This window comes from Ruegeria sp. N11, from assembly GCF_056531525.1.
In genome coordinates this window covers 217,914-237,505 of record NZ_JBQFLX010000002.1, presented here as the reverse complement: position 1 = coordinate 237,505, position 19,592 = coordinate 217,914, and the positions used below count along the sequence as shown (strand labels likewise).

Annotated in this window: 19 protein-coding genes; 9 read left to right on the top strand and 10 right to left on the bottom strand. The window is 60.4% G+C overall.

Annotated elements, in window-relative coordinates:
- Positions 1 to 84 precede the first annotated feature (84 nt).
- Both ACR0J8_RS03115 and ACR0J8_RS03110 read left to right on the top strand, forming a co-directional pair.
- Positions 85 to 1,188: a Gfo/Idh/MocA family protein gene (locus tag ACR0J8_RS03115; protein ID WP_480522735.1), complete on the top strand. Its 1,104-nt coding sequence runs from the start codon at positions 85 to 87 to the stop codon at positions 1,186 to 1,188.
- Between the two features lie 36 nt (positions 1,189 to 1,224).
- A complete protein-coding gene (locus tag ACR0J8_RS03110) occupies positions 1,225 to 2,358 on the top strand; it encodes a Gfo/Idh/MocA family protein (RefSeq protein WP_480522736.1) in 1,134 nt (377 codons plus the stop codon).
- Here the strand turns inward: ACR0J8_RS03110 and ACR0J8_RS03105 are convergent, their stop codons facing one another.
- From ACR0J8_RS03105 to ACR0J8_RS03090, 4 genes are all read right to left on the bottom strand, one after another.
- Positions 2,359 to 3,357 (bottom strand): LacI family DNA-binding transcriptional regulator, encoded by a 999-nt coding sequence (locus ACR0J8_RS03105; RefSeq protein WP_480522737.1) that lies wholly within the window; start codon positions 3,355 to 3,357, stop codon positions 2,359 to 2,361. It abuts the gene before it with no gap.
- Positions 3,358 to 3,551: 194 nt separating this feature from the next.
- Entirely contained in the window at positions 3,552 to 5,123 is a 1,572-nt protein-coding gene (locus ACR0J8_RS03100) for a DUF427 domain-containing protein (RefSeq protein WP_480522910.1), read from the bottom strand.
- 105 nt (positions 5,124 to 5,228) lie between these two features.
- Positions 5,229 to 5,930 (bottom strand): winged helix-turn-helix domain-containing protein, encoded by a 702-nt coding sequence (locus tag ACR0J8_RS03095; protein WP_480522738.1) that lies wholly within the window; start codon positions 5,928 to 5,930, stop codon positions 5,229 to 5,231.
- Positions 5,902 to 6,189, bottom strand: coding sequence for a hypothetical protein (locus ACR0J8_RS03090; protein WP_480522739.1), 288 nt, complete (start codon positions 6,187 to 6,189; stop codon positions 5,902 to 5,904). The genes ACR0J8_RS03095 and ACR0J8_RS03090 overlap by 29 nt, the downstream gene beginning before the upstream one ends.
- Positions 6,190 to 6,364: 175 nt before the next feature.
- Here ACR0J8_RS03090 and ACR0J8_RS03085 point away from each other — a divergent pair, with 175 nt between their 5' ends.
- From ACR0J8_RS03085 to ACR0J8_RS03070, 4 genes are all read left to right on the top strand, one after another.
- Positions 6,365 to 6,829 (top strand): hypothetical protein, encoded by a 465-nt coding sequence (locus ACR0J8_RS03085; RefSeq protein ID WP_321249627.1) that lies wholly within the window; start codon positions 6,365 to 6,367, stop codon positions 6,827 to 6,829.
- Positions 6,830 to 6,938: 109 nt separating this feature from the next.
- Positions 6,939 to 7,556, top strand: a complete 618-nt coding sequence (locus ACR0J8_RS03080) for a ribonuclease HII (RefSeq protein ID WP_480522740.1) — start codon at positions 6,939 to 6,941, stop codon at positions 7,554 to 7,556.
- Positions 7,557 to 7,661: 105 nt separating this feature from the next.
- Positions 7,662 to 8,765 (top strand): DNA methyltransferase, encoded by a 1,104-nt coding sequence (locus tag ACR0J8_RS03075; RefSeq protein ID WP_480888861.1) that lies wholly within the window; start codon positions 7,662 to 7,664, stop codon positions 8,763 to 8,765.
- Positions 8,766 to 8,912: 147 nt separating this feature from the next.
- Positions 8,913 to 10,289 (top strand): adenylate/guanylate cyclase domain-containing protein, encoded by a 1,377-nt coding sequence (locus ACR0J8_RS03070; protein WP_170807291.1) that lies wholly within the window; start codon positions 8,913 to 8,915, stop codon positions 10,287 to 10,289.
- Positions 10,290 to 10,374: 85 nt separating this feature from the next.
- Here the strand turns inward: ACR0J8_RS03070 and ACR0J8_RS03065 are convergent, their stop codons facing one another.
- Positions 10,375 to 11,511 (bottom strand): alkane 1-monooxygenase, encoded by a 1,137-nt coding sequence (locus tag ACR0J8_RS03065; protein ID WP_170614224.1) that lies wholly within the window; start codon positions 11,509 to 11,511, stop codon positions 10,375 to 10,377.
- Between the two features lie 59 nt (positions 11,512 to 11,570).
- Complete coding sequence (mutY, locus tag ACR0J8_RS03060; protein WP_480888860.1) at positions 11,571 to 12,626, bottom strand: A/G-specific adenine glycosylase; 1,056 nt, start codon at positions 12,624 to 12,626, stop codon at positions 11,571 to 11,573.
- Positions 12,627 to 12,707: 81 nt separating this feature from the next.
- Between mutY and ACR0J8_RS03055 the strand changes: the two genes are divergently transcribed.
- Genes ACR0J8_RS03055 through ACR0J8_RS03045 form a run of 3 tightly spaced genes read left to right on the top strand, consistent with a single transcriptional unit; the run spans position 12,708 to position 15,002 of the window.
- Positions 12,708 to 13,214, top strand: coding sequence for a DUF721 domain-containing protein (locus tag ACR0J8_RS03055; protein WP_480522742.1), 507 nt, complete (start codon positions 12,708 to 12,710; stop codon positions 13,212 to 13,214).
- 13 nt (positions 13,215 to 13,227) lie between these two features.
- A complete protein-coding gene (locus ACR0J8_RS03050) occupies positions 13,228 to 13,890 on the top strand; it encodes a DsbA family protein (RefSeq protein ID WP_480522743.1) in 663 nt (220 codons plus the stop codon).
- A complete protein-coding gene (locus ACR0J8_RS03045) occupies positions 13,890 to 15,002 on the top strand; it encodes a CaiB/BaiF CoA transferase family protein (protein WP_480522744.1) in 1,113 nt (370 codons plus the stop codon). The genes ACR0J8_RS03050 and ACR0J8_RS03045 overlap by 1 nt, the downstream gene beginning before the upstream one ends.
- On the opposite strand, the gene lpxK is transcribed toward ACR0J8_RS03045, so the two are convergent.
- The 4 genes from lpxK to ACR0J8_RS03025 are packed head-to-tail and all read right to left on the bottom strand — an operon-like array spanning position 15,003 to position 19,353.
- A complete protein-coding gene (gene lpxK / locus ACR0J8_RS03040; protein WP_480522745.1) occupies positions 15,003 to 16,001 on the bottom strand; it encodes a tetraacyldisaccharide 4'-kinase in 999 nt (332 codons plus the stop codon).
- Positions 15,988 to 17,223 carry a 3-deoxy-D-manno-octulosonic acid transferase gene (locus ACR0J8_RS03035; protein ID WP_480888859.1) on the bottom strand — a complete coding sequence of 412 codons (1,236 nt, stop codon included), beginning with the start codon at positions 17,221 to 17,223 and terminating at the stop codon, positions 15,988 to 15,990. Before ACR0J8_RS03035 ends, lpxK begins: the two co-directional genes overlap by 14 nt.
- Positions 17,220 to 18,020 carry a 3'(2'),5'-bisphosphate nucleotidase CysQ gene (locus tag ACR0J8_RS03030; RefSeq protein ID WP_480888858.1) on the bottom strand — a complete coding sequence of 267 codons (801 nt, stop codon included), beginning with the start codon at positions 18,018 to 18,020 and terminating at the stop codon, positions 17,220 to 17,222. The genes ACR0J8_RS03035 and ACR0J8_RS03030 overlap by 4 nt, the downstream gene beginning before the upstream one ends.
- Positions 18,007 to 19,353: a TldD/PmbA family protein gene (locus ACR0J8_RS03025; RefSeq protein WP_480522748.1), complete on the bottom strand. Its 1,347-nt coding sequence runs from the start codon at positions 19,351 to 19,353 to the stop codon at positions 18,007 to 18,009. The genes ACR0J8_RS03030 and ACR0J8_RS03025 overlap by 14 nt, the downstream gene beginning before the upstream one ends.
- Positions 19,354 to 19,592 lie beyond the last annotated feature (239 nt).

Here is a 19,592-nt window from a genome sequence, read left to right as displayed (position 1 = left end):
CAAAGTTTGGACCTTGCGTTGAATCGATTCACACGATACTGATTTTGCAACCGGTTGCAAATGATATGTTCGGAGCCGTGACAGATGCCTGAAATCGGAATTGGAATTGTTGGTGGCGGCTATATGGGCAAGGCCCATTCCGTTGCCATGGCGGCGGTGGGCGCGGTGTTCAACACCGCGCTGCGTCCGCGTCTCGAGATGATCTGTGCCTCAAGCCCCGAAAGCGCAGAACGGTATCGGGCGGCCTATGGATTCAAGCGCGCGACCGGTGATTGGCGGGCGCTGGTCAACGATCCAGAGATCGAGGCCGTGGTCATCGCCTCGCCGCAGGAAACCCACCGCCAGATTGCCGAGGCGGCCTTTACCCTGAGCAAGCCGGTACTGTGCGAAAAACCCCTGGGCGCATCGATGGAGGATGGCGAGGCAATGGTTGCCGCAGCCGAAGCGGCCGGTGTCGCGAACATGGTCGGGTTCAACTATGTCCGCACGCCCGCGACACAATTTGCACGGAAACTGATTGCTGACGGAGAATTGGGTGATGTCACCTGGTTCAGGGGCGAACATACCGAGGACTTTTATGCCGATCCTGACGCTCCGGCCACGTGGCGCACGACGGGCATGGCCAACGGAACCATTGGCGATCTTGCGCCCCATATGGTCAACGGCGCGCTTGCCTTGATGGGACCGATTGCCGAGGTGATGGCCGAGGTTGAAACCGTCCACGAAAACCGCCCGGGCGGCAAAGTCACCAATGATGACCACGCCCAGATCATGTGCCGGTTCGCAAATGGCGCGATGGGCAATATCTATGTCAGCCGCATCTCAACCGGGCGTAAGATGGGCTACGCATATGAGATTTCGGGCACCAAGGGCGCGCTTCGGTTCGATCAGGAAGACCAAAACGCCCTTTGGTTCTATCGCCGTGAAGGTCCCGAGGCGCATCGCGGATTTACCAAAATCCTGACAGGCCCCGCACACCCCGACTATGAACCTTTTTGTCAGGGCCCGGGTCACGGCACCGGTTATCAGGACCAGATCATCATCGAGGCCAAGGACTTCCTGCAGGCCATCGACACTGGCGAGCCGATCTGGCCAACTTTCCGCGACGGGCATGAGGTCAACCGCGTGCTGGCGGCTGCGCTGGCATCGTCGGAGCAGCGGCAATGGACAGAGATCCGCGATTTCTGATCGCAAATACACCAAGTTTTTACAGAGAGAAAAACCATGGCAAAGCTGAAATGGGGCATGATTGGCGGTGGCGAAGGCAGCCAGATCGGACCCGCGCACCGTCTGGGCGCTTTGGCGGACGGGCAGTTTGAATTTGCGGCAGGTGCGCTGGATCACCGCCCCGATGTGGGTCGTGAATATGCACAGCGTCTGGGCATTGCTGCCGATCGCGCCTATGGCGGCTGGCAGGACATGCTGGCGGGCGAAAAGGACCGCCCCGACCGCATCGATCTGGTCACGATCGCCACCCCCAATGCGACGCATTTCGAGATCGCGAAAGCCTTTCTTGAGGCCGGGTTCAACGTGCTGTGCGAAAAGCCCATGACCATGACCGTCGAAGAAGGCGAAGAGATCGTCCGCATAGCGCAGGCCTCGGGCAAGATCTGCGCCGTGAACTACTGTTATTCCGCCTATCCGATGGTGCGCCAGGCCCGAGCGATGGTGCGGGCGGGCGAGATCGGCAATGTGCGGCTGGTGGTGACCAATTTCAGTCACGGACATCACGGCGACGCCACGGATGCCGACAACCCCCGTGTGCGCTGGCGTTATGACCCGGCGATGGCGGGCGTTTCGGGCCAGTTCGCTGATTGCGGCATTCACGCCCTGCACATGGCCAGCTTCATCTGCGACGACGAGGTCGAAAAGCTCTCGGCCGATCTGGCCTCGACCATTACGAGCCGCGTGCTTGAAGACGATGCGATGATCAATTTCCGGACGCAGAAAGGCACGGTTGGACGGCTCTGGACATCGTCCGTGGCCATCGGACGTCAGCACGGGTTCGACATTCAGGTGTTTGGCGAAACCGGTGGGTTGCGCTGGACCTCGGAACAGCCCAACCAGCTGATCTATACACCCGTGGGCGGCAGAACCCAGATCATCGAAAAAGGCGAGGGCGGTCTGCATGAAGAGACTCAGCGTCTGTCACGCGTTGCCATCGCCCACCCCGAGGGTTTCCCACTGGCCGTGGCCAACATCTATTGCGATCTGGCCGATGCCATCCGGGGTGAGCTGCGCGACGGTCTGCCGACGCCGTCGGACGGCGTCCGCTCGATCGCGGCGGTTCATGCCGCGGTCGCTTCGTCGAAAGAAGATGGCGTCTGGAAAGACGCCCGTCCACCGATGTTCCGCTGATTATGAGCGGGGCCGCAACGTGCCCCGCTCAATCACCCGGCAGGGGAAGATACGTGCTTCGGGATACCGGGCGGGGTCCTTCAACATCTCCTCGACCAGATCGACGGACGAGGTGATGATCTGCTTGATCGGCTGGTGAATGGTCGTCAGATTCACGCTTTCCCAGCGCGACATTTCCATATCGTTCAGACCGATGATGCCGATATCGATGCCCGGCTTCAGCCTGTGATCCGACAGGGCGGACAACGCCCCGATCGAAAGGATGTCATCGCCGCAGAAATACCCATCAGCCGGAGCCCCTTCCAGGAGTCGCAACATCTCGGCGCGCCCGGCTTCAAACGAATAGTTGTCGGCGAAAGAATGGGACACTTCCAGGTCGGTGTATTTTTCGACCTCTTCCATAAACCCGCGATACCGGTCCATGGCCGAAGTCGCATCCTTGGGGCCACCCAGATATCCGACACGCTTGTAGCCGCGTGCCATCAACTCGCGCGCGGCCATGCGCCCGCATTCCACGTTGTCGATCCCCACGACGTGAACTTCGGGCGAGGTGGCAGACCGACCGAACGTATGCACAACAGGGACGCCTGCATCGTGAAACGCCTTGGCAAAGCTCGGCGGCAGAGTGGATGAGGCGACAATCACCGCATCAACCGAATACTGCCGCAGCATCCTGACCGAATTCGCGGGCTCCGTTTCGTCCGTCAGATTGACAATCAGCGGGCGCAGCCCACGTTCCTGCAGGGCGCGGGTGAACTGGTCGAACACTTCAAGGAAAATCGGGTTGTGAAAGTTGTTGGAAATCAGCCCGATCAGCTTGGTCCGCCCTGTCGTCAGAGAGGATGCAAGCGCGTTGGGGCTGTACCCCAGTTCCTGCGCGGCTTTTTCGACCTTGCTGCGGGTCTTGGCCGAAACCGACGCGCCCTCGGTAAACGTGCGCGAGACCGCCGAGCGCGAGACGCCGGCAAGGGCTGCAACATCTTTGAGCGTGACACTCATGATTGGTGTCTGTGGATTGGGGGGAGGCTAGGAAGTAATTTCATAGTAGCACTATGCACCTTTGCACGAAACTTGCAATCGGTTGCAATGCGGCGGTTGCAGTGGCGCAGATGATGGCGTTAGTCCCTTGAAGCAGGCGGCGTGTCATGCCCAAAAAACGCATAAGTCTGGCGCGCCCTCAAGCTCATCGTATGTCAGCCGTCCAGCACCGCGTCCGCAGCCGTTTTGAGAGCAAATGAGATTATGGGCTGCGATACATTGTGCAGCCTGACCTCTCCCAGGGGAACGGCGTTCGAACAGGCGGGTTCAATGTCCTTTGACACGACGATCCTGTGGTTTGCCGACTTCCCGTATTCACCAAGCCGGGCCGCTATATTGGCGGCCTGACCGATGACGGTGAAATCCAGCCGCTCGCGAGAGCCGACATTGCCATACGTCACCCGGCCATAGGCCAACCCGATCGAGCAGTCGCAATGCGCATCCGAGCCCTCCCCGCGCAGGGTGGCCAGTTTTTCCACGATCCCGATGGCCGAACGCTGCGCATTGGTGCGGGCGGCGGCGGCATCGTCGCCTGCCGGAAACACCGCAAGAACCGCATCGCCGATGAATTTCAGAACCTCGCCACCGTTTTCGTGCACGATCCCCGAAACCGTTTCGAAGAAATCGTTGAGCAGGTTGATATAGGCTGACCGGCCCAGTTTCTCTTCAAGGCTGGTAGAATTGCGAAGGTCGCAGAACATGATTGCGGCATCGATTTCATCGCCGTCGCCGCGTCGGATCTCGCCGCCCAGAACCCGTGCGCCCGTGCGTTTGCCGACATAGGTTTCCAGCAGTACCTGCGCGTTTTCGCGCTGCATGAACACCTCGTAAAACCGCGCGATTACGGCTGAGCATTCAAAGACCAGCCCAAGGTTTTCGGTGGTGAACCCATCCGGGTGATCGCAGGTCAGGGTCAGCACATTGGTGCGCCCGTCCGAAAAGCGCAGCGGCATGGCAACATAATCGGTGGCGCCTTTTGCGCGCAGGTCTTCCATGATCGGAAAGCTGTTATGGGGGTTATCGTCGTTCAGCCGCTGACGTACCCCGCCCAGCCCGTTTGAGACGTGGCGCAACGGGCTGTTGATATAGGCGGGGTGATCGTGAATTTCATAGGTCGGGACGTTGGTCGAAATCTCGGCCGCGCCTTTTTCCCAGATGTAGTGTTTTCCCGCGATCAGCGGGTGCAGGGACCAGGCCAGAATGCTGAGGCGCTGAATGTGAATGCCATGGTCCAGCATCTTTTCCGCGAGGGCTTTGGTAAAGGCTTCGGGTGTTTCGTTCTCTGATGCGCCGCGCATCAGCCAATCGATCAGAGGGCCGCTGATGTTGCCATCCTGCGGTTCGCGAAGCGTGTTTTCCCCTAGGTCCAGATCGGTATACGCATTGCGCATGAACCCGATGTGACCTTGTATGGCGGCGCTTTCGGGCAGGGCGTCCTCATACGCCCAGACGGAATTTCCCAGGCGCTCGCCAGCCAGAATCACATCATGATAAGTCGCGGTGCCTTTGAACGGGCAGAAGGTCTGTAATTCGGTTTCATCGCTCAGATCAACGCAGACATCCTCGCGGGGTATGTAGATCGTCGGCGCAAGGCGTGTTTCATACATGACCTTGGCGTTTGCGCTTTCCGCCAGAAGGATCTGATCGCGGTATATCGCAATCCGCCCCTTCAGCCGTTCGACCGAGATTCCATATCCTTTGGTTTCAGGTGTGGCGTGGATGTTCATCATCAACCTCCGCTGGCGCAGGTCTTTATAGGATGGGCCTTCACCGCCGGTTTTCCAAGGGCGTTAACGATGATTTGCAGAATTGTGCGCGGCAATGCCTGCGGATCAGACCATCTGAATGACGTCTTTTTCGATCGAAAGCATATAGCCCTTTTTGGCAATATTCTTGACCAGCAATTCGCTGACCATCTGATTGCCCAATGCATCACGCAGCCGCTTGATCCGGGTGGCACCGGCGGCCTCGTCGCAGTCGGCGGCATCCCTGCCCGAAATCATCGCTTCGATCTGAGCGCCGGACAGAACCTCGTCATCCAGCCGGGACTCGGCCAGAACCGACAGGGTTTCCATCGCCGCCGGGGTCAGTTTGAAATCCATGTTGTTGAGATAGACGGTGTTTTCCTCGCGGCTGATCAGCAGCGACGTCACCTGAATGCCCGTCCGTTCGATCTGCGCCATGCGCCGGTTCAGCAGCACGAGCATCACCAGAAACACCAGGGCCGAGATCAGCATCGCGCTGGCAAAGACCAAAAGGACAAAGATCACCATCCGGTAGCTGGACAGCGTGTCGGCAAATGCCGTGCCGGATTGGGCCAGAATCTCCAACAGGCGAATCTCGGTTTGCGAAGTCAGGTCGGACTCGATGAACAGGCGCTCGACACGGGCGTTGAAGGCGTTTGCATCTGGCAGGGTCCAGAACAGGAAGACGGCTGCCGTAACCAGAATCAGGACAATCGCGGTAATGCCCGCGCCAACTAGCCGCGTACCGGATCGCCGGGCCTCAGAAACGGAGAAAGAATTTTCCGGCATTTGCCTTCCTTTGATCCAATCCTTCGGGTCCGAATACGGATATGACGTTCAGCAAGGTCCAGCCCGAAGCACCGAGGCGTTGGGCGACCTCGGATTTGGCCTGTCCCTTGTCGCAGGCTGCAACCTGCATGACGCCGTAATGCAGCCGCAGGGGGTTGTCCTGTTTGGCCTTGTAATCCGCATAACATTGGGCTGCCGCCGCAGTGGGTCCCAGCGATATCAGGGCCATGAAGGCCAGAGAAGAGAGGATCTGTTTCATAGGCCGCATCCTGCGCATGAGGTGGCCGGATATTCAATATCTCAAGGGGTTTGCGACGCTGATATCGGATAACAACCGCCCGTTATTGCTTGTCCGGCATGGTCGGCCCCAGGTTCTGGTCATCAAGTTCCCGGCCGTGAGCAGGCCGCCCGCAAAAAGACAAAGGACAGGTATAATGCACAGGAAATTCATTGCGCTGATCGTTGCGACCGCCATCACGATAACCGGCATTTCCGTGTCACAGGCGCGCGCAGCCGACACCAGGGATCTGCTGGGCGGATTGGCGGCGCTGGCCCTGATTGGGGCAGGTGTTCACTACTACAACAAGGAAAGGCGCGCGGATCAGGCAACACGGCAGCACGCGCCGGTCTACCAGCCCCCTGTCGTCGATCACTACCCGGTGCGCCCGCGGCCGCAGCGGCTGGCACGATATGACCTGCCGCAGCGGTGCCTGCGCACCTTCAAGTCGTATTCGAACAAGCGCCCCCTGCTGACGCCGAAATGCCTCGGCAAGCATTACCGATATTCCGATAGCCTGCCCCGCCAGTGCGAAGTTGGTTTCTGGGATGGCAAAAAGGTCAAGCGGGCATACGAACCCGCATGCCTGCGCCAGCAAGGATACCGTGTGGTTCACCAGTAACGGGTTTCGAGCAGGAGCGGCGCCACAGAAGCGCCGTGCAGGAGAGGGTGGCGCAGGCTGCCCTCTCTTTTTTCTTGCGGTATTGGCCGAAAAGCGCTTTGCCGGACGTATGACACAACCGAATTTCGATCTGGAACAGGCGCTTCTGGCGCGGGGGCATATCAGGGTTGCCGGCGTTGACGAAGTCGGGCGCGGCCCGCTGGCCGGACCTGTGGTTGCCGCTGCGGTCATCCTGAACCCCGATGATATCCCCGAAGGTCTGAACGATTCCAAAAAACTGACCGCAAAGCGCCGCCAAGCGCTGGACGTTGCGCTGCGCGAACGGGCCGAAATCGCGTTGGGCGAGGCTTCGGTGCCGGAAATAGATGAACTCAACATATTGCGTGCCTCGCATCTGGCCATGACGCGCGCGGTTCAGGCTTTGGACCCGGCCCCGGATTTTCTGCTGATCGACGGCAACATGATTCCGCGCGGGCTGAAACTGCCGTCCCAGGCGGTGGTCAAGGGGGACGCCCGATCGCTGTCGATTGCGGCGGCCTCGATCATCGCGAAAAACTGGCGCGATCGGGTGATGGTGGATTTGGCGCAACAGCATCCCGGCTATGGGTGGGAGGCAAACGCCGGATATCCGACAAAACAGCACCGCGACGCGCTGCGAAATCTTGGTGTCACCCCACATCATAGACGTTCGTTTAAACCGGTCCACAATATCTTGTATCAAGAGTAAATCGTAAGTCGCTGATTCAAAAAAGAAATTGACGGCGAATCGTCTTTGACTCATCCTTGTCTCAACCAAATGAGCGCAAAAGCGCCGTGGAACCGAGGCAGTGAAATGACCACAATCAAGACAAAGGGCGCGGCGGCGCTCCCTATTAACACGATTCTATCCGGCGACTGCATCGATGTGATGAACAGTCTGCCTGAGACGTCGGTGGACCTGATCTTTGCAGACCCGCCATATAACCTGCAACTGAAAGGCCAGCTTCACCGCCCTGACAACAGCCAGGTGGATGCTGTCGACGATCATTGGGATCAGTTCTCCAGCTTTGGTGCCTATGACCAGTTCACGCGGGACTGGCTGAAGGCGGCGCATCGCCTACTGAAGCCGAATGGCGCGATCTGGGTGATCGGCTCTTACCACAACATCTTCCGCGTGGGATCCGCCCTTCAGGATGCCGGGTACTGGATTCTGAATGACGTCGTGTGGCGCAAATCCAACCCGATGCCGAATTTCCGGGGCAAGCGGTTCACCAACGCACACGAGACGATGATCTGGGCATCCAAGCGCGAAGGCGCGAAATACACGTTCAACTACGAGGCGCTGAAGGCCCTGAACGAAGGCGTGCAGATGCGCAGCGATTGGGTGCTGCCGATCTGCACCGGGCATGAACGCCTGAAGGATGAAAACGGCGACAAGGCGCATCCGACGCAGAAACCGGAATCGCTGCTGCACCGCGTTCTGATCGGCTCGACCAATCCCGGCGATGTCATTCTGGACCCGTTCTTTGGCACCGGCACGACCGGAGCTGTCGCCAAGATGCTGGGCCGCGAGTTCATCGGGATCGAGCGCGAAGAAAGCTATCGCAAGGTTGCCGAGAAACGCATTGCCAAAGTGCGCAAGTTTGACCGTGAAGCGCTGGAGGTCAGCGCCAGCAAACGCGCCGAGCCTCGTGTGCCGTTCGGCCAGCTGGTCGAACGCGGTATGCTGCGCCCGGGCGAGGAGCTGTATTCGATGAACCAGCGCCACAAGGCCAAGGTTCGTGCGGACGGAACGCTGGTGGGCCAGAGCGTCAAAGGCTCGATTCATCAGGTCGGTGCACATCTGGAAAATGCGCCGTCCTGCAACGGCTGGACCTACTGGTGCTTCAAGCGCGACGGCAAGACGGTGCCGATCGACGTGCTGCGCCAGCAGATTCGGGCCGAGATGCACAACTGAATTTACCAATACCGCCGGTGCCTGTGGCCTGACACAAGGCACTAAGCCTTGCCCCGCCGTTTTCGGCGGGGTCTTTTGTTTTGCGCCGCACGATGCTTGGATGGCAACAATTCCGGTTTCCAGCCGTGCAACAACGGAGCAGCAACCATGACGGACACCACGGCCAGCACATCCCGATTTGACCGATTTTTCTTCACGAAACCGGACAGTTACGATCTGGACAACAAGTATACTCTGGCAGCGATGGAACAGCACAAGCGCGAGGGGCTGGAACTGGCTGTACGCGCGCGGTGGATCGCGATGGGATTGACGGGAGTTCTGCTGATCTTTCTGAACCCGCACCCTGAGGTTTTGTACTACCATTTCATCCTGCTGCTGATTTGCGCAAATGGCTGGCTGATCCGGCGCGCAGGACGGGTCGGGCAATCGCGAATCGAACTGTTGCTGATCTTTGTTGATCTGATGATCATGACCCTGGGGATGATCATCCCAAACCCGTTCAGCGACGATGTCCGACCATTGGCCATGCAGTACCGGTTCGATAACTTCCAGTATTTCTTCATTATTCTGGCTGCGGGTACGCTTGCCTATTCCTGGCGTACCGTTGTTGCGCTGGGCACCTGGACGGCGGCCATGTGGACAGTCGGCTGGATCATCGCCTGGTGGGTGGCAACGCCCATTCCAGGCATCAGTGAGCGGGTGGCAGAAGCCCTGAAAGGGTATCCGGATGTGGCTGAACTGCTTGATCCCAACAGCTTCATGGTGTCGCAGCGCGTACAGGAGGTGATTGTCTTTCTGATGGTCGCAGTGACCCTTGGCGTATCGATGCGGCGTCTCAACCGGCTGCTGCTGAGCAATGCGGGGCTTGTGCGCGAGCGGGCCAATCTGTCGCGGTATTTCTCGCCAAATGTAGTCGACGAGTTGAGCCAGAATGACGAACCGCTCAAGCAAATCCGTAAGGAAAACATCGCTGTCCTGTTCATCGACATTGTCGGGTTCACCAAGTTTGCGGCCGGTCGTGATCCTTACGAGGTGATCGAAGTTCTGCGCGGGTTTCACGCGCGCATGGAGACCGAGGTGTTTCGGCATCACGGAACGCTGGACAAGTACCTTGGGGACGGGTTGATGGCCACGTTTGGTACCCCGGTGCCCACATCATTGGACGCTAGCAACGCGGTGGCCTGCGCCCGCGACATGGTGGGTGTGATTGATAGATGGAATCTGGAACGGCGGCGCGCGGGTGAGCCCGAGATCCATGTGGGGATCGGCGTTCACTATGGTTCGGTGGTGCTGGGAGATATCGGGGCGAACCGGCTGGAATTCGCGGTGATCGGAGACGCAGTCAATGTGGCGGCGAAACTTGAGGCGACGACCCGAACCCTGGGCGCGCGGGTTGTCCTGAGTGACGCAGTGTTCAGGCAGGCGAAGCAGGAAAACCAGCTCTCATCTCTGGATGGGTTCACAAAACGGGAAAACCAGGCCGTGCGCGGTGTTGAGACGCCCGTGGATGTCTGGGTACTTTGAGCAGCAAACGCTCCCGCCGATTTATCCTGCATCGCAGATGCAATCTAAATCGTTGGGCCGGGCAGCACGCCGGGGCGCGCTGCGGTCAGGCTTTGGGCATCGGGTTCTGCGCCTTGTTGTAGGGCCCCCAGTCCGTGATATCGGGGTAATATTGACGCCGCCATGCGCGAACCCGCGGGTTCATCACTTGCCGCCAGAAAGGCGGGATCATCGCGGCAATGGTCATGACCGGATAGCCGTGTGGCAGTTGGGGGGCGGTGTCCTCGGAATGGTGTTGCAGAAGTGGGAAGCGGCGGTTCGGCTTGTAATGATGGTCCGAATGGCGTTGCAGGTTGATCAGCAGCCAGTTCGATGCCTTTTGCGATGCGTTCCACGAATGGTGCGGGTGGACGTGTTCGTATTTTCCGTCGCCCAGATGTTTCCGGGTCAGACCGTAATGTTCCACGTAGTTCACCAGTTCAAGCTGCCAGACCGCGACTCCGGCCTGCAGCAGGAACAGGCCCAGTCCGGACCAACCGCCCAGTGCAACCGCCAGCAGCAGCATCCCTCCTTGCAGGGCCCAATACCGCCAGAACGGATTTGACCGATCGGTCCAGGGCCGGTCCTTGCGGCCGAGTTTGGCCTTTTCCGCACGGAACGCCGAGACAAGACATTCGCGCAGGACACGGGGATAAAACCGGTGAAACCCTTCGTTGTAACGCGCGGTGACCGGATCGCGTGGCGTGCCCACGTAGCGGTGATGCACCAGCAGATGTTCAGAGCGGAAGTGGGAATACAGAACCATGGACAGCAGGATGTCTCCCAGCCAGCGCTCAAGCCGGCCTTTCTGATGCATCAGTTCATGGCTGTAATTGATCCCGATTGTGCCCGAGAGCACACCCATGCCGAAGAAAAGGCCGATCTTCGCAGCCACGCTCAGGTGGTCCGTGTGCGTGGCGTACCAGATCAGGCCGAACAATGTCAGGAACTGCAGCGGGACCCAGATTTTAGTCAGCCAGATATACCAGCCAAGCATGGAATCGGGCGTATCCGGGTCGCCATTTTCAAGCTCCATCCCCGTCAAACGGTCGAGCAGGGCAAAGGTCCACCATGTCGACAACGGAACCAGCAGAACCCATGCGCCGCCCAGAACGGCCGTTACCCAGATCACGGGGATCAGAAGGATAGAAAGCCAAAAGGGCAGGGCCGATTGCCAGCGTGACAGGGTGTCTTGTGCGATCATGGTCGGGCTCCGCAAGTGTGGCCCGACACTAGCCGGGCATTGAACTGTGATTCAACGGCTCAATGGTCGCGCCACAGATCATAAGCCTTGCGCATGACGGTCGGCAGGTCACCGGGTCGGAATGCGTGTTTTTCAATGATGGTCAACCCCGCCGGGGCCGTGTTTTCAGGCAGGGGCGCCGCCCAGATGCGCAGCACCAGATGGAAATGGGTGAACGTGTGGCGCACTTCCGCTGGTAGGACCTGCCAGTTTCCCGCAAAAGGTGGCGATTCGATCGGCGTGTCGGACCAGTCCGAACCTGGCCAGCCCAGCATCCCCCCCAGCAATCCCTTGTCCGGTCGGCGTTCCAGCAGCATCGCACCATCCACGCGCTGGGCGATATAGACATGCCCGAACCGAGTGGGTTTCGGCTTTTTGGCAGTTTTCCGGGGCAATTCCGCCTGCGTGCCCGCTAGGCGGGACTGGCAGGGCGCGCGCAGGGGGCAAATGCCACAGGCCGGAGATTTCGGGGTGCAGATCGTCGCGCCAAGATCCATGACCGCCTGAGCATGATCGCCGGGCCGTTCCAACGGGGTCAGGCCTGCCGCCTTGTCCTTCAACTGTGGTTTCGATCCGGGCAGAGGATCGTGAATGTCGTAAAGCCGGGACATGACCCGTTCGACGTTGCCGTCCAGAACCGTTTCAGGGCGGTCGAAGGCGATGGAAGAAATGGCCGCAGCGGTATAGGGACCGATACCCGGCAGTTTCAACAGGCCGTCATATGTGTCGGGGAACTGGCCTGCATGCACATCAGTCACGATGCGCGCGCATTTCAGCAGGTTGCGGGCGCGGGCGTAGTAACCCAGCCCGGCCCATTCCCCCATGACCTGATCGTCAGGCGCCGCTGCCAAGGCGCCAACGGTCGGCCAGCGCGCGGTGAAGCGCAGGAAATAGTCCCGCACGGCGGCAACGGTGGTCTGTTGCAACATCACCTCGGACAGCCAGACATGATAGGGATCGGGACGGACCCCGGCAGCCCGGTTTGCGGGGCCGACACGCCACGGCATTTCGCGTGCATGACGGTCGTACCAATCCAGCAACGCCGTGCAGACGTTAAATTCAGTGATGTCACGCAAGTTTTATGCCTCTCCCTGTCGGGTTTCGCTGGCGCCCGTTGTTCTGCCCATTACAATAGCCGCGCAGGAGTTGGAAACCAGATGCGACCGAGACGTTCGACCACCCGCGGGTTCAAACGGACCGCAACATTGCTGAACAATCAGATCCGTCAGGCCGGTGAAAGCCGGGGGTTTGCCGTATCGCGTCTACTGACCCACTGGGCCGAGATCGTGGGGCAGGATATTGCGGCCATCGCGCGGCCCGTCAAGGTTGGGTATGGCAAAGGGGGGATAGGCGCGACGCTGACCCTGCTGACCACCGGCCCGCAGGCACCGATGCTGGAAATGCAGAAAGAACAGCTGCGCGGCAAGGTGAATGCGGTTTATGGCTATAACGCGATCAGTCGCGTGCGCATCACGCAGACCGCGCCGACAGGATTTGCCGAGGGGCAGGCCAGTTTCGACCACAAGCCGAAACCGGTGAAACCCGAAATCAAACCCGAAATCGCTGCCGAGGCAGACAAAGTGTCGCGTGACGTAAATGATGGTGATTTGCGCGCGGCCCTTGAACGCCTGGGCCGCAACGTTTTATCCAGACAAAAACGCTGAGAAAGGGCTGAGAATGAGCCGTATTGCAACCGTAATCTGCGCGGCGGTCGCCGTTGCCGCTGGCGGCTATTGGCTGTCGCTGTCAAATTCCACCCCCGCCAACCCGCTGATCAGCAGCGCCGAGGCGCAGGAAGCCGACCTGGACACCTCGACCATTGTCGAGATGGTGCAGGGGGCCGCAGATGCTCCGGTCGAGATCATCGAATATGCGTCCTACACCTGTCCGCATTGCGCGAATTTTCACACGGGGCCGTACAAGCAGCTGAAAAAGGAATTCATCGACACAGGCAAGGTGAAGTTCATCTACCGCGAGGTTTATTTTGATCGCTACGGTCTGTGGGCGTCGCTGGTGTCCCGTTGCGGCGGACCGGAAAAGTTCTTTGGCATCACGGATCTGATCTATGAAGGCCAGTCCGATTGGTCCCGCGCGGGTGGTCCCGCCGAAATCGTTGACGAGCTGCGCAAGATCGGTCGTCTGGCCGGTATCGGCAACGATGAGCTTGAGGCCTGCCTGCAGGACGGAACGCGCGCACAGACGCTGGTGGCCTGGTATCAGGAAAACGCCGAGCGCGACGGCATCACCGCGACACCGTCATTTGTCGTTAACGGCAAAAAGGTCTCAAACCAGTCTTACGAAGAGTTCAAACAACTGATCGAAGACGAGTTGGGCAACTGATGGCGGCCCCGCTGGCCGGTCTGAAGGTTGTCGAACTGGCACGAGTTCTGGCCGGCCCCTGGGCCGGTCAGACCTTTGCGGACCTTGGGGCCGAGGTCATCAAGGTCGAATCTCCGGACGGGGATGATACCCGCGCTTGGGGACCACCCTTTGTAACGCGGGATGACGATGTATCGGCGGCGTATTTTCACGCGACCAATCGGGGCAAGGCGTCTGTCACGGCGGATTTCAGAACCCCCGAGGGTCAGGAAAAGGTGCGCGCGCTGATTGCGGATGCAGACGTCCTGATCGAAAACTTCAAAGTCGGCGGCCTGAAGAAATACGGGCTGGACTATGACAGCGTGAAACAGATCAATTCGCGTCTGGTCTATTGCTCGATCACCGGGTTCGGTCAGACCGGTCCCTACGCCAAGCGGGCCGGGTATGATTTCATCATTCAGGGCATGTCCGGACTGATGTCCATTACCGGTGAGGCGGACGGGCAGCCGCAAAAGGCGGGCGTTGCGACAACGGACGTGTTCACAGGGGTATATGCAGTCGCGGGCGTACTGGCCGCTCTGTATCAGCGCCAGACAACAGGCCGTGGGCAACATGTGGACATGGCGCTGCTGGATGTCGCCGTGGCTGTTACCGCCAATCAGGCGCTGAACTACCTGACAACCGGTGTTGCGCCTTTGCGGATGGGCAACGCGCACCCCAACCTGGTTCCGTACCAGGTGTTCGACTGTGCCGACGGCCATATCGTCATCGCCACCGGCAATGACCGCCAGTACCAAAGCCTGTGCCAAATCCTGGGGCTGGCAGAACTGGCCACCGCGCCGGATTTTCTGCACAACAAGGACAGGCTGGCCAACCGTCGGGTTCTGATCGCCCTTCTGAATGGCGCAACGGCGCAGCGCAACAAGGCTGAGCTGCTGGCAGCCTGCGAAGCCGGGGGCGTTCCCGCCGGTCCAATCAATACGATGGACGAGGTGATGGCGGACCCACAGGTCATTGCGCGTGGAATGCAGATTGAACTGGACGGTGTGCCGGGCGTGCGCACGCCATTTGTGTTTTCCGATGCCGAGCTTGCCCTGACCCGCCCTTCGCCGAAGCTGGGCGAGGATAACTAATCAGGGCGATGGGGCCGCTTTAAGCACCATGTCCCGGACCAGATCGAATTGGTCCACCTGGAGACGGACAGGCAGGGTGATAACCTTGCTACGAAATGCGGGCGGCAGGCGCACGGCGTCTTTTTCGGTTGTGACCATCTGTGCGCCCAGCAAGCGGGCTTCGTTTTCCAGACGGGTCATCAGGGCGGGTGTCAGAGGCTGGTGATCATCCAGTGCCTCGGCCCGAAGCAGGCGCGCGCCCTGCTGGCGCAGGGTCCGAAAAAACTTCTCCGGATGCCCGATGCCTGCGAATGCCAGAACCGGGGCGTTGTCCCACTCCATGCCGGTTTGCAGCGGTTCTACCGCGCCGGTGGCAAGCGGCACGTTCAGACGTTTGCCCCACTGCGCGGTAAATGTGTTCTGTGCGTCGGAATCGCCAAGTGACAGAACCAGGCTCGCACGCTGCAGACCGGCGTCGACGGGTTCGCGCAGGGGGCCGGCCGGCAGGCACAAACCGTTTCCGAACCCGCGTGCAGCATCCACTACGATGACCGAGAAATCCTTGGCAACGGACGGATTCTGAAAACCATCATCCAGAATGATCGCGGTGGCGCCTGCATCGGCCGCCGCTTGTGCACCTGCTGCCCGGTCCTTGGCCACCCAAACTTCGGCAAAGGCCGCCAGCAACAAAGGCTCGTCTCCGACCTGTGCGGCGCTGTGTTTGCCCGGATCAACGCGCACGGGCCCATCCAGCGAGCCGCCATGGCCGCGCGAAACCACATGCGCTTCGTGCCAGGCGTTGCGCAGTTGTTCGATCATCCAGATCACGGTGGGTGTCTTGCCGGTGCCGCCCGCATTCAGGTTGCCGATACAGATGACCGGAACGCCCGTCCTGATCCCCGGTTCCAAGGCGACTCGCCGGGCAGTCGCTGCCGCATAGAGCCGCCCCAGCGGCGCCAGCAACCGGGCACGCAGTGCGGGACGGTCGGGCGGGGAATTCCAGAACTCAGGTGCCCGCATGCTTTGTCCTCCGGAGGTCCAGCAGGTCCTGAATCATGTCGATCAGCCGATCTGCCTGTGGGGCGCCCTCGGTCACGATCTGCCATCCGGCCAGGGCCATGTCGGCCGCGCGGTCCGGTGCCAGCAATTCCTCGACCGCGTTGCCGAGTTCGGTTGCGGTTCTGACTGTGCGGGCGGCATCCACCATGTCCAGACGGTCATAGAGCTCCTGATGGCGGTGGACGAACGGTCCATGGATAACCGCCGATCCAAGTGCCACCGCTTCAAGCGGATCATGACCGCCCATGCCTCTCTCCAGCGAACTGCCTGCGAATGTCACGGCGGAAACCCGTTGCCACAGGCCCAGATCCTCGCGTTCGGCGGACAGGATCACCTGTGTTGTGTCTTCGATCGGTTCGCCGTTGTCCCAGTCGACACAGCGCAGGTCCATGGCCGCAAGGCGCCGGTGCAGGGGGGGCGCTTCGGACGCGTCCGCCACATGCAGAACCAGCGCGAGCCTGGGCAGCATCCGCAACGCCTGCCGGTGCGCGCTGAGCACCGAGATGAACTCCTTGTCCTGCACGCATGAGGCAAGCCATACAGGACGACCGGCCAGCACGTGATTGGTCTCGATCAACTCGTCCTCGGGCCATGGGCGCGGGTTGGGGCTGATATGCAGCGGCGGAGATTCCGTGACCTTGGCTGAATGTATGCCCAGCCGCCGGATCTGACGGGCGGCTTCAGGCGTGGTCGTGAGAATCGTGTGAAAACAGTCGAACGTGTATCGGGCAAGGTCGGGCAGCCATCTGGCCCCCCGCGGAGTCACGACATCGACCTGAGCTTCGATCAGGATCAGCGGAATGCCGTTTTCTTCCGCCTGGGTGATCAGGTTGGGAACAAGCCCGCCGCCAACCCAAACACCAATGTCCGGTCGCCAGTGTTCCAGAAATCCGCGAACCGCGCCGGTTTGCTCGGCCGGAAGGGAAACAACCGGAAAGGTGCTATCCGCCCAAAGCGCCAGATCGGCGCCGTAAGGGGCGGTAATCAACACCGACAGGTCAGGACGGGACCGCGTCAACCTGTGGCAAAACTCATCCACAACGCGCAAGCGCAGGTGGCTGTTGACGTGAACCCAAAGCAATTCGCCGTCCGGGCGCGCCTGCTGCTGTTGCCCTCCGGTTTTGGGCACGCCCCAGGACAGTACCCGATAGGCCGCAAGGCTGAAGGACCCGGGCTTGCTCATACCGGCAGCCCGTGCCCGTCCGGGTCAAGCTGTTCGCACAGCAACCTGTAGGTTTCGGCACCCGCCGCGATCACACCGTTCAGGCGCGGTTGGGAGTTGTTGAAGCGCAACGGCTGTCCTTGCCGGTTCGAGCAGATGCCACCGGCTTCGCGGATGATCAGATCACCGGCTGCAATATCCCATTCCCAACTGGGCCTTAAGGTCAGCATCCCGTCAAACCGCCCTTGCGCCACTGCGGCCATGCGATAGGCCAGGGATGGGCGGTAGTTGCGTTTGAAATCGGGCACCTGCCCGTGCTTCCAGTGAACGGGCTTCAGGTTAGGTTTGGCAGCCAGAATTTCGGCGTCATGCAGGCGGTTTGTCTGCGTGGTATGAATCCGCTCACCGTTCAGTGTTGCGCCCTGTTCAGCCGCTGCCGCATAAAGAAGATTTCGCATCGGCAGATAGATCACCGCCGCCGTCACCTTGCCCTGATCCGCGACCGCCAGGGAATGTGCCCAGGTTCGCGACCCTTCGGCAAAGCTGCGGGTTCCGTCGATCGGATCGATGATGAATGTCCTGCGGCGTGACAGCCGGTCGGGTGAATCTTCGGTCTCTTCGCTCAGCCAGCCATAACCGGGGCGTGCCGAAGGCAACATCTGTTCGAGCATCGCGTTGACGGCCAGATCCGCCTCGGTCACGGGGCCGGTGCCATCGGGTTTGTCCCAGCGCTGCGCATCTGCCCCCGAGTATCGGGTGGCGATCTTGCCAGCCTCCCGGGCGGCCTCGATCAGCAGGGGCAGGTCAGTTGCCGGCAAGTGTCATTCCCTCAATCAGCAGCGATGGGACAACCCGTGACAGATAGGGGCGCGCGTCATTTGCCGGGACGATCCGTTTCAGCATGTCGCGCAGATTGCCCGCAATCGTGCATTCGTTGACCGGGTGGGCAATCTGCCCGTTCTCGACCCAGAACCCGGATGCGCCACGGGAATAGTCGCCCGTGTTGGGGTTGATGGTCGACCCGATCATCGACGTCACAAGCAGCCCGTTGCCCATGTCGCGCAACAGGTCCTCGCGGCTTTGGTCGCCCTGCGTCAGGCTCAGGTTCCAGTTGCTGGGCGAGGGCGGTCCGGACACGCCGCGTGCGGCGTTGCCGGTGGACAGCATTTCAAGTTTGCGGGCACTGGACAGATCGAGGGTCCAGCCGGTCAGTACACCGTTTTCGACTATCGCCCGGCGGCTGGTCGGCAGTCCTTCGGCGTCAAACGGGCGTGATCCCGAGATGCGCGGGCGGTGCGGGTCTTCGATCAGCGACAGATGATCGGGCAGGACCTGCTGGCCCAAACAATCGGTCAACCATGACGCCCCGCGCGCGATTGCAGACCCGTTGGCGGCCGCCAGAAGATGGCCGATCAGCGAGGATGAGATGCGTTCGTCAAACAACACCGGGAAACTTCCGGTTGCCGGTTTGCGGGCTCCAACCTGCTGGACGGCGCGTTCCCCCGCAGTGCGCCCGATTTCTTCCGGGCTGCGAAGATCGCTTTGGAAGGTGCGGCTGTCGCCGTCGTAGTCACGCTCCATCCCGGTGCCTTCGCCCGATATTGCAACACAGGATGTCGACCGGCTGCTGCGCAGATACCCCCCGGAAAATCCGTTCGTGGCTGCAAGATGCACCCTGTGTGTGCCATACGCAGCAGCGGCGTCTGACACTTGTGAGACGCCGGTCACGGCCAGTGCAGCAGCTTCGGTCGCCAGTGCGTCCTGCAGCAGGTCTTCGGCCGCGGGCTCGGGGGTTGGGTCGAACATTTCAAGCGAAGGCATGTCCCGTTCGGTGGCCAGCTGGCCGGGATCGGCCAAACCGGTGAACGGGTCTTCGGGGGCTTCACGCGCCATCGCCACGGCGCGTTCGGCCATCGCGCTCAGCGTCTCAGGGCGGCTGTCAGAGCTTGAGACAATCGCCTGACGTTTGCCAAGAAATACGCGCAGACCCAGATCGGTTCCTTCCGAGCGCTCGGCATGTTCCAGAGCACCCTCACGCACTTCGACCGACACCGAGGAGCCGTCAATCACGATCGCATCTGCGGATTCTGCCCCGGCCTTGCGCGCAGCATCAAGCAGGTGATGGCTGATCTCTTCGGGTGTTCGGGTCATGACGCCTCCGCTCTGATTATTACTGGACCTAGCCTTGGACTGCGCGCCCCGCAAGTCCTGCGGCCGGATTGAGCGTGACGAAGCACCGGATCAGTCTGAGTTTGGGGTATTGGTGGGTGTGTGTCCGGTTCGGCAGGGTGGGACGGCACTGTTGTGTTCGCTTTACCCGAGCTGCCGCGGGTCACGGTATTTGCTGAAGCGCGAGGCTGGCACCACAGGCCGTTCAGACCCGTGGTGCC

Excerpts from the sequence above, each read along its gene's own strand:
- ACR0J8_RS03075 (WP_480888861.1), top strand. The coding sequence starts at position 7,662 with ATGACCACAATCAAGACAAAGGGCGCGGCGGCGCTCCCTATTAACACG.
- ACR0J8_RS03055 (WP_480522742.1), top strand. The coding sequence starts at position 12,708 with ATGCGACCGAGACGTTCGACCACCCGCGGGTTCAAACGGACCGCAACA.
- lpxK (WP_480522745.1), bottom strand. The coding sequence starts at position 16,001 with ATGCGGGCACCTGAGTTCTGGAATTCCCCGCCCGACCGTCCCGCACTG.
- ACR0J8_RS03095 (WP_480522738.1), bottom strand. The coding sequence starts at position 5,930 with ATGCCGGAAAATTCTTTCTCCGTTTCTGAGGCCCGGCGATCCGGTACG.
- ACR0J8_RS03085 (WP_321249627.1), top strand. The coding sequence starts at position 6,365 with ATGCACAGGAAATTCATTGCGCTGATCGTTGCGACCGCCATCACGATA.
- ACR0J8_RS03080 (WP_480522740.1), top strand. The coding sequence starts at position 6,939 with ATGACACAACCGAATTTCGATCTGGAACAGGCGCTTCTGGCGCGGGGG.
- ACR0J8_RS03070 (WP_170807291.1), top strand. The coding sequence starts at position 8,913 with ATGACGGACACCACGGCCAGCACATCCCGATTTGACCGATTTTTCTTC.
- ACR0J8_RS03065 (WP_170614224.1), bottom strand. The coding sequence starts at position 11,511 with ATGATCGCACAAGACACCCTGTCACGCTGGCAATCGGCCCTGCCCTTT.
- ACR0J8_RS03050 (WP_480522743.1), top strand. The coding sequence starts at position 13,228 with ATGAGCCGTATTGCAACCGTAATCTGCGCGGCGGTCGCCGTTGCCGCT.
- ACR0J8_RS03025 (WP_480522748.1), bottom strand. The coding sequence starts at position 19,353 with ATGACCCGAACACCCGAAGAGATCAGCCATCACCTGCTTGATGCTGCG.
- ACR0J8_RS03115 (WP_480522735.1), top strand. The coding sequence starts at position 85 with ATGCCTGAAATCGGAATTGGAATTGTTGGTGGCGGCTATATGGGCAAG.
- ACR0J8_RS03090 (WP_480522739.1), bottom strand. The coding sequence starts at position 6,189 with ATGAAACAGATCCTCTCTTCTCTGGCCTTCATGGCCCTGATATCGCTG.
- ACR0J8_RS03035 (WP_480888859.1), bottom strand. The coding sequence starts at position 17,223 with ATGAGCAAGCCCGGGTCCTTCAGCCTTGCGGCCTATCGGGTACTGTCC.
- ACR0J8_RS03105 (WP_480522737.1), bottom strand. The coding sequence starts at position 3,357 with ATGAGTGTCACGCTCAAAGATGTTGCAGCCCTTGCCGGCGTCTCGCGC.
- ACR0J8_RS03045 (WP_480522744.1), top strand. The coding sequence starts at position 13,890 with ATGGCGGCCCCGCTGGCCGGTCTGAAGGTTGTCGAACTGGCACGAGTT.
- ACR0J8_RS03110 (WP_480522736.1), top strand. The coding sequence starts at position 1,225 with ATGGCAAAGCTGAAATGGGGCATGATTGGCGGTGGCGAAGGCAGCCAG.
- ACR0J8_RS03100 (WP_480522910.1), bottom strand. The coding sequence starts at position 5,123 with ATGAACATCCACGCCACACCTGAAACCAAAGGATATGGAATCTCGGTC.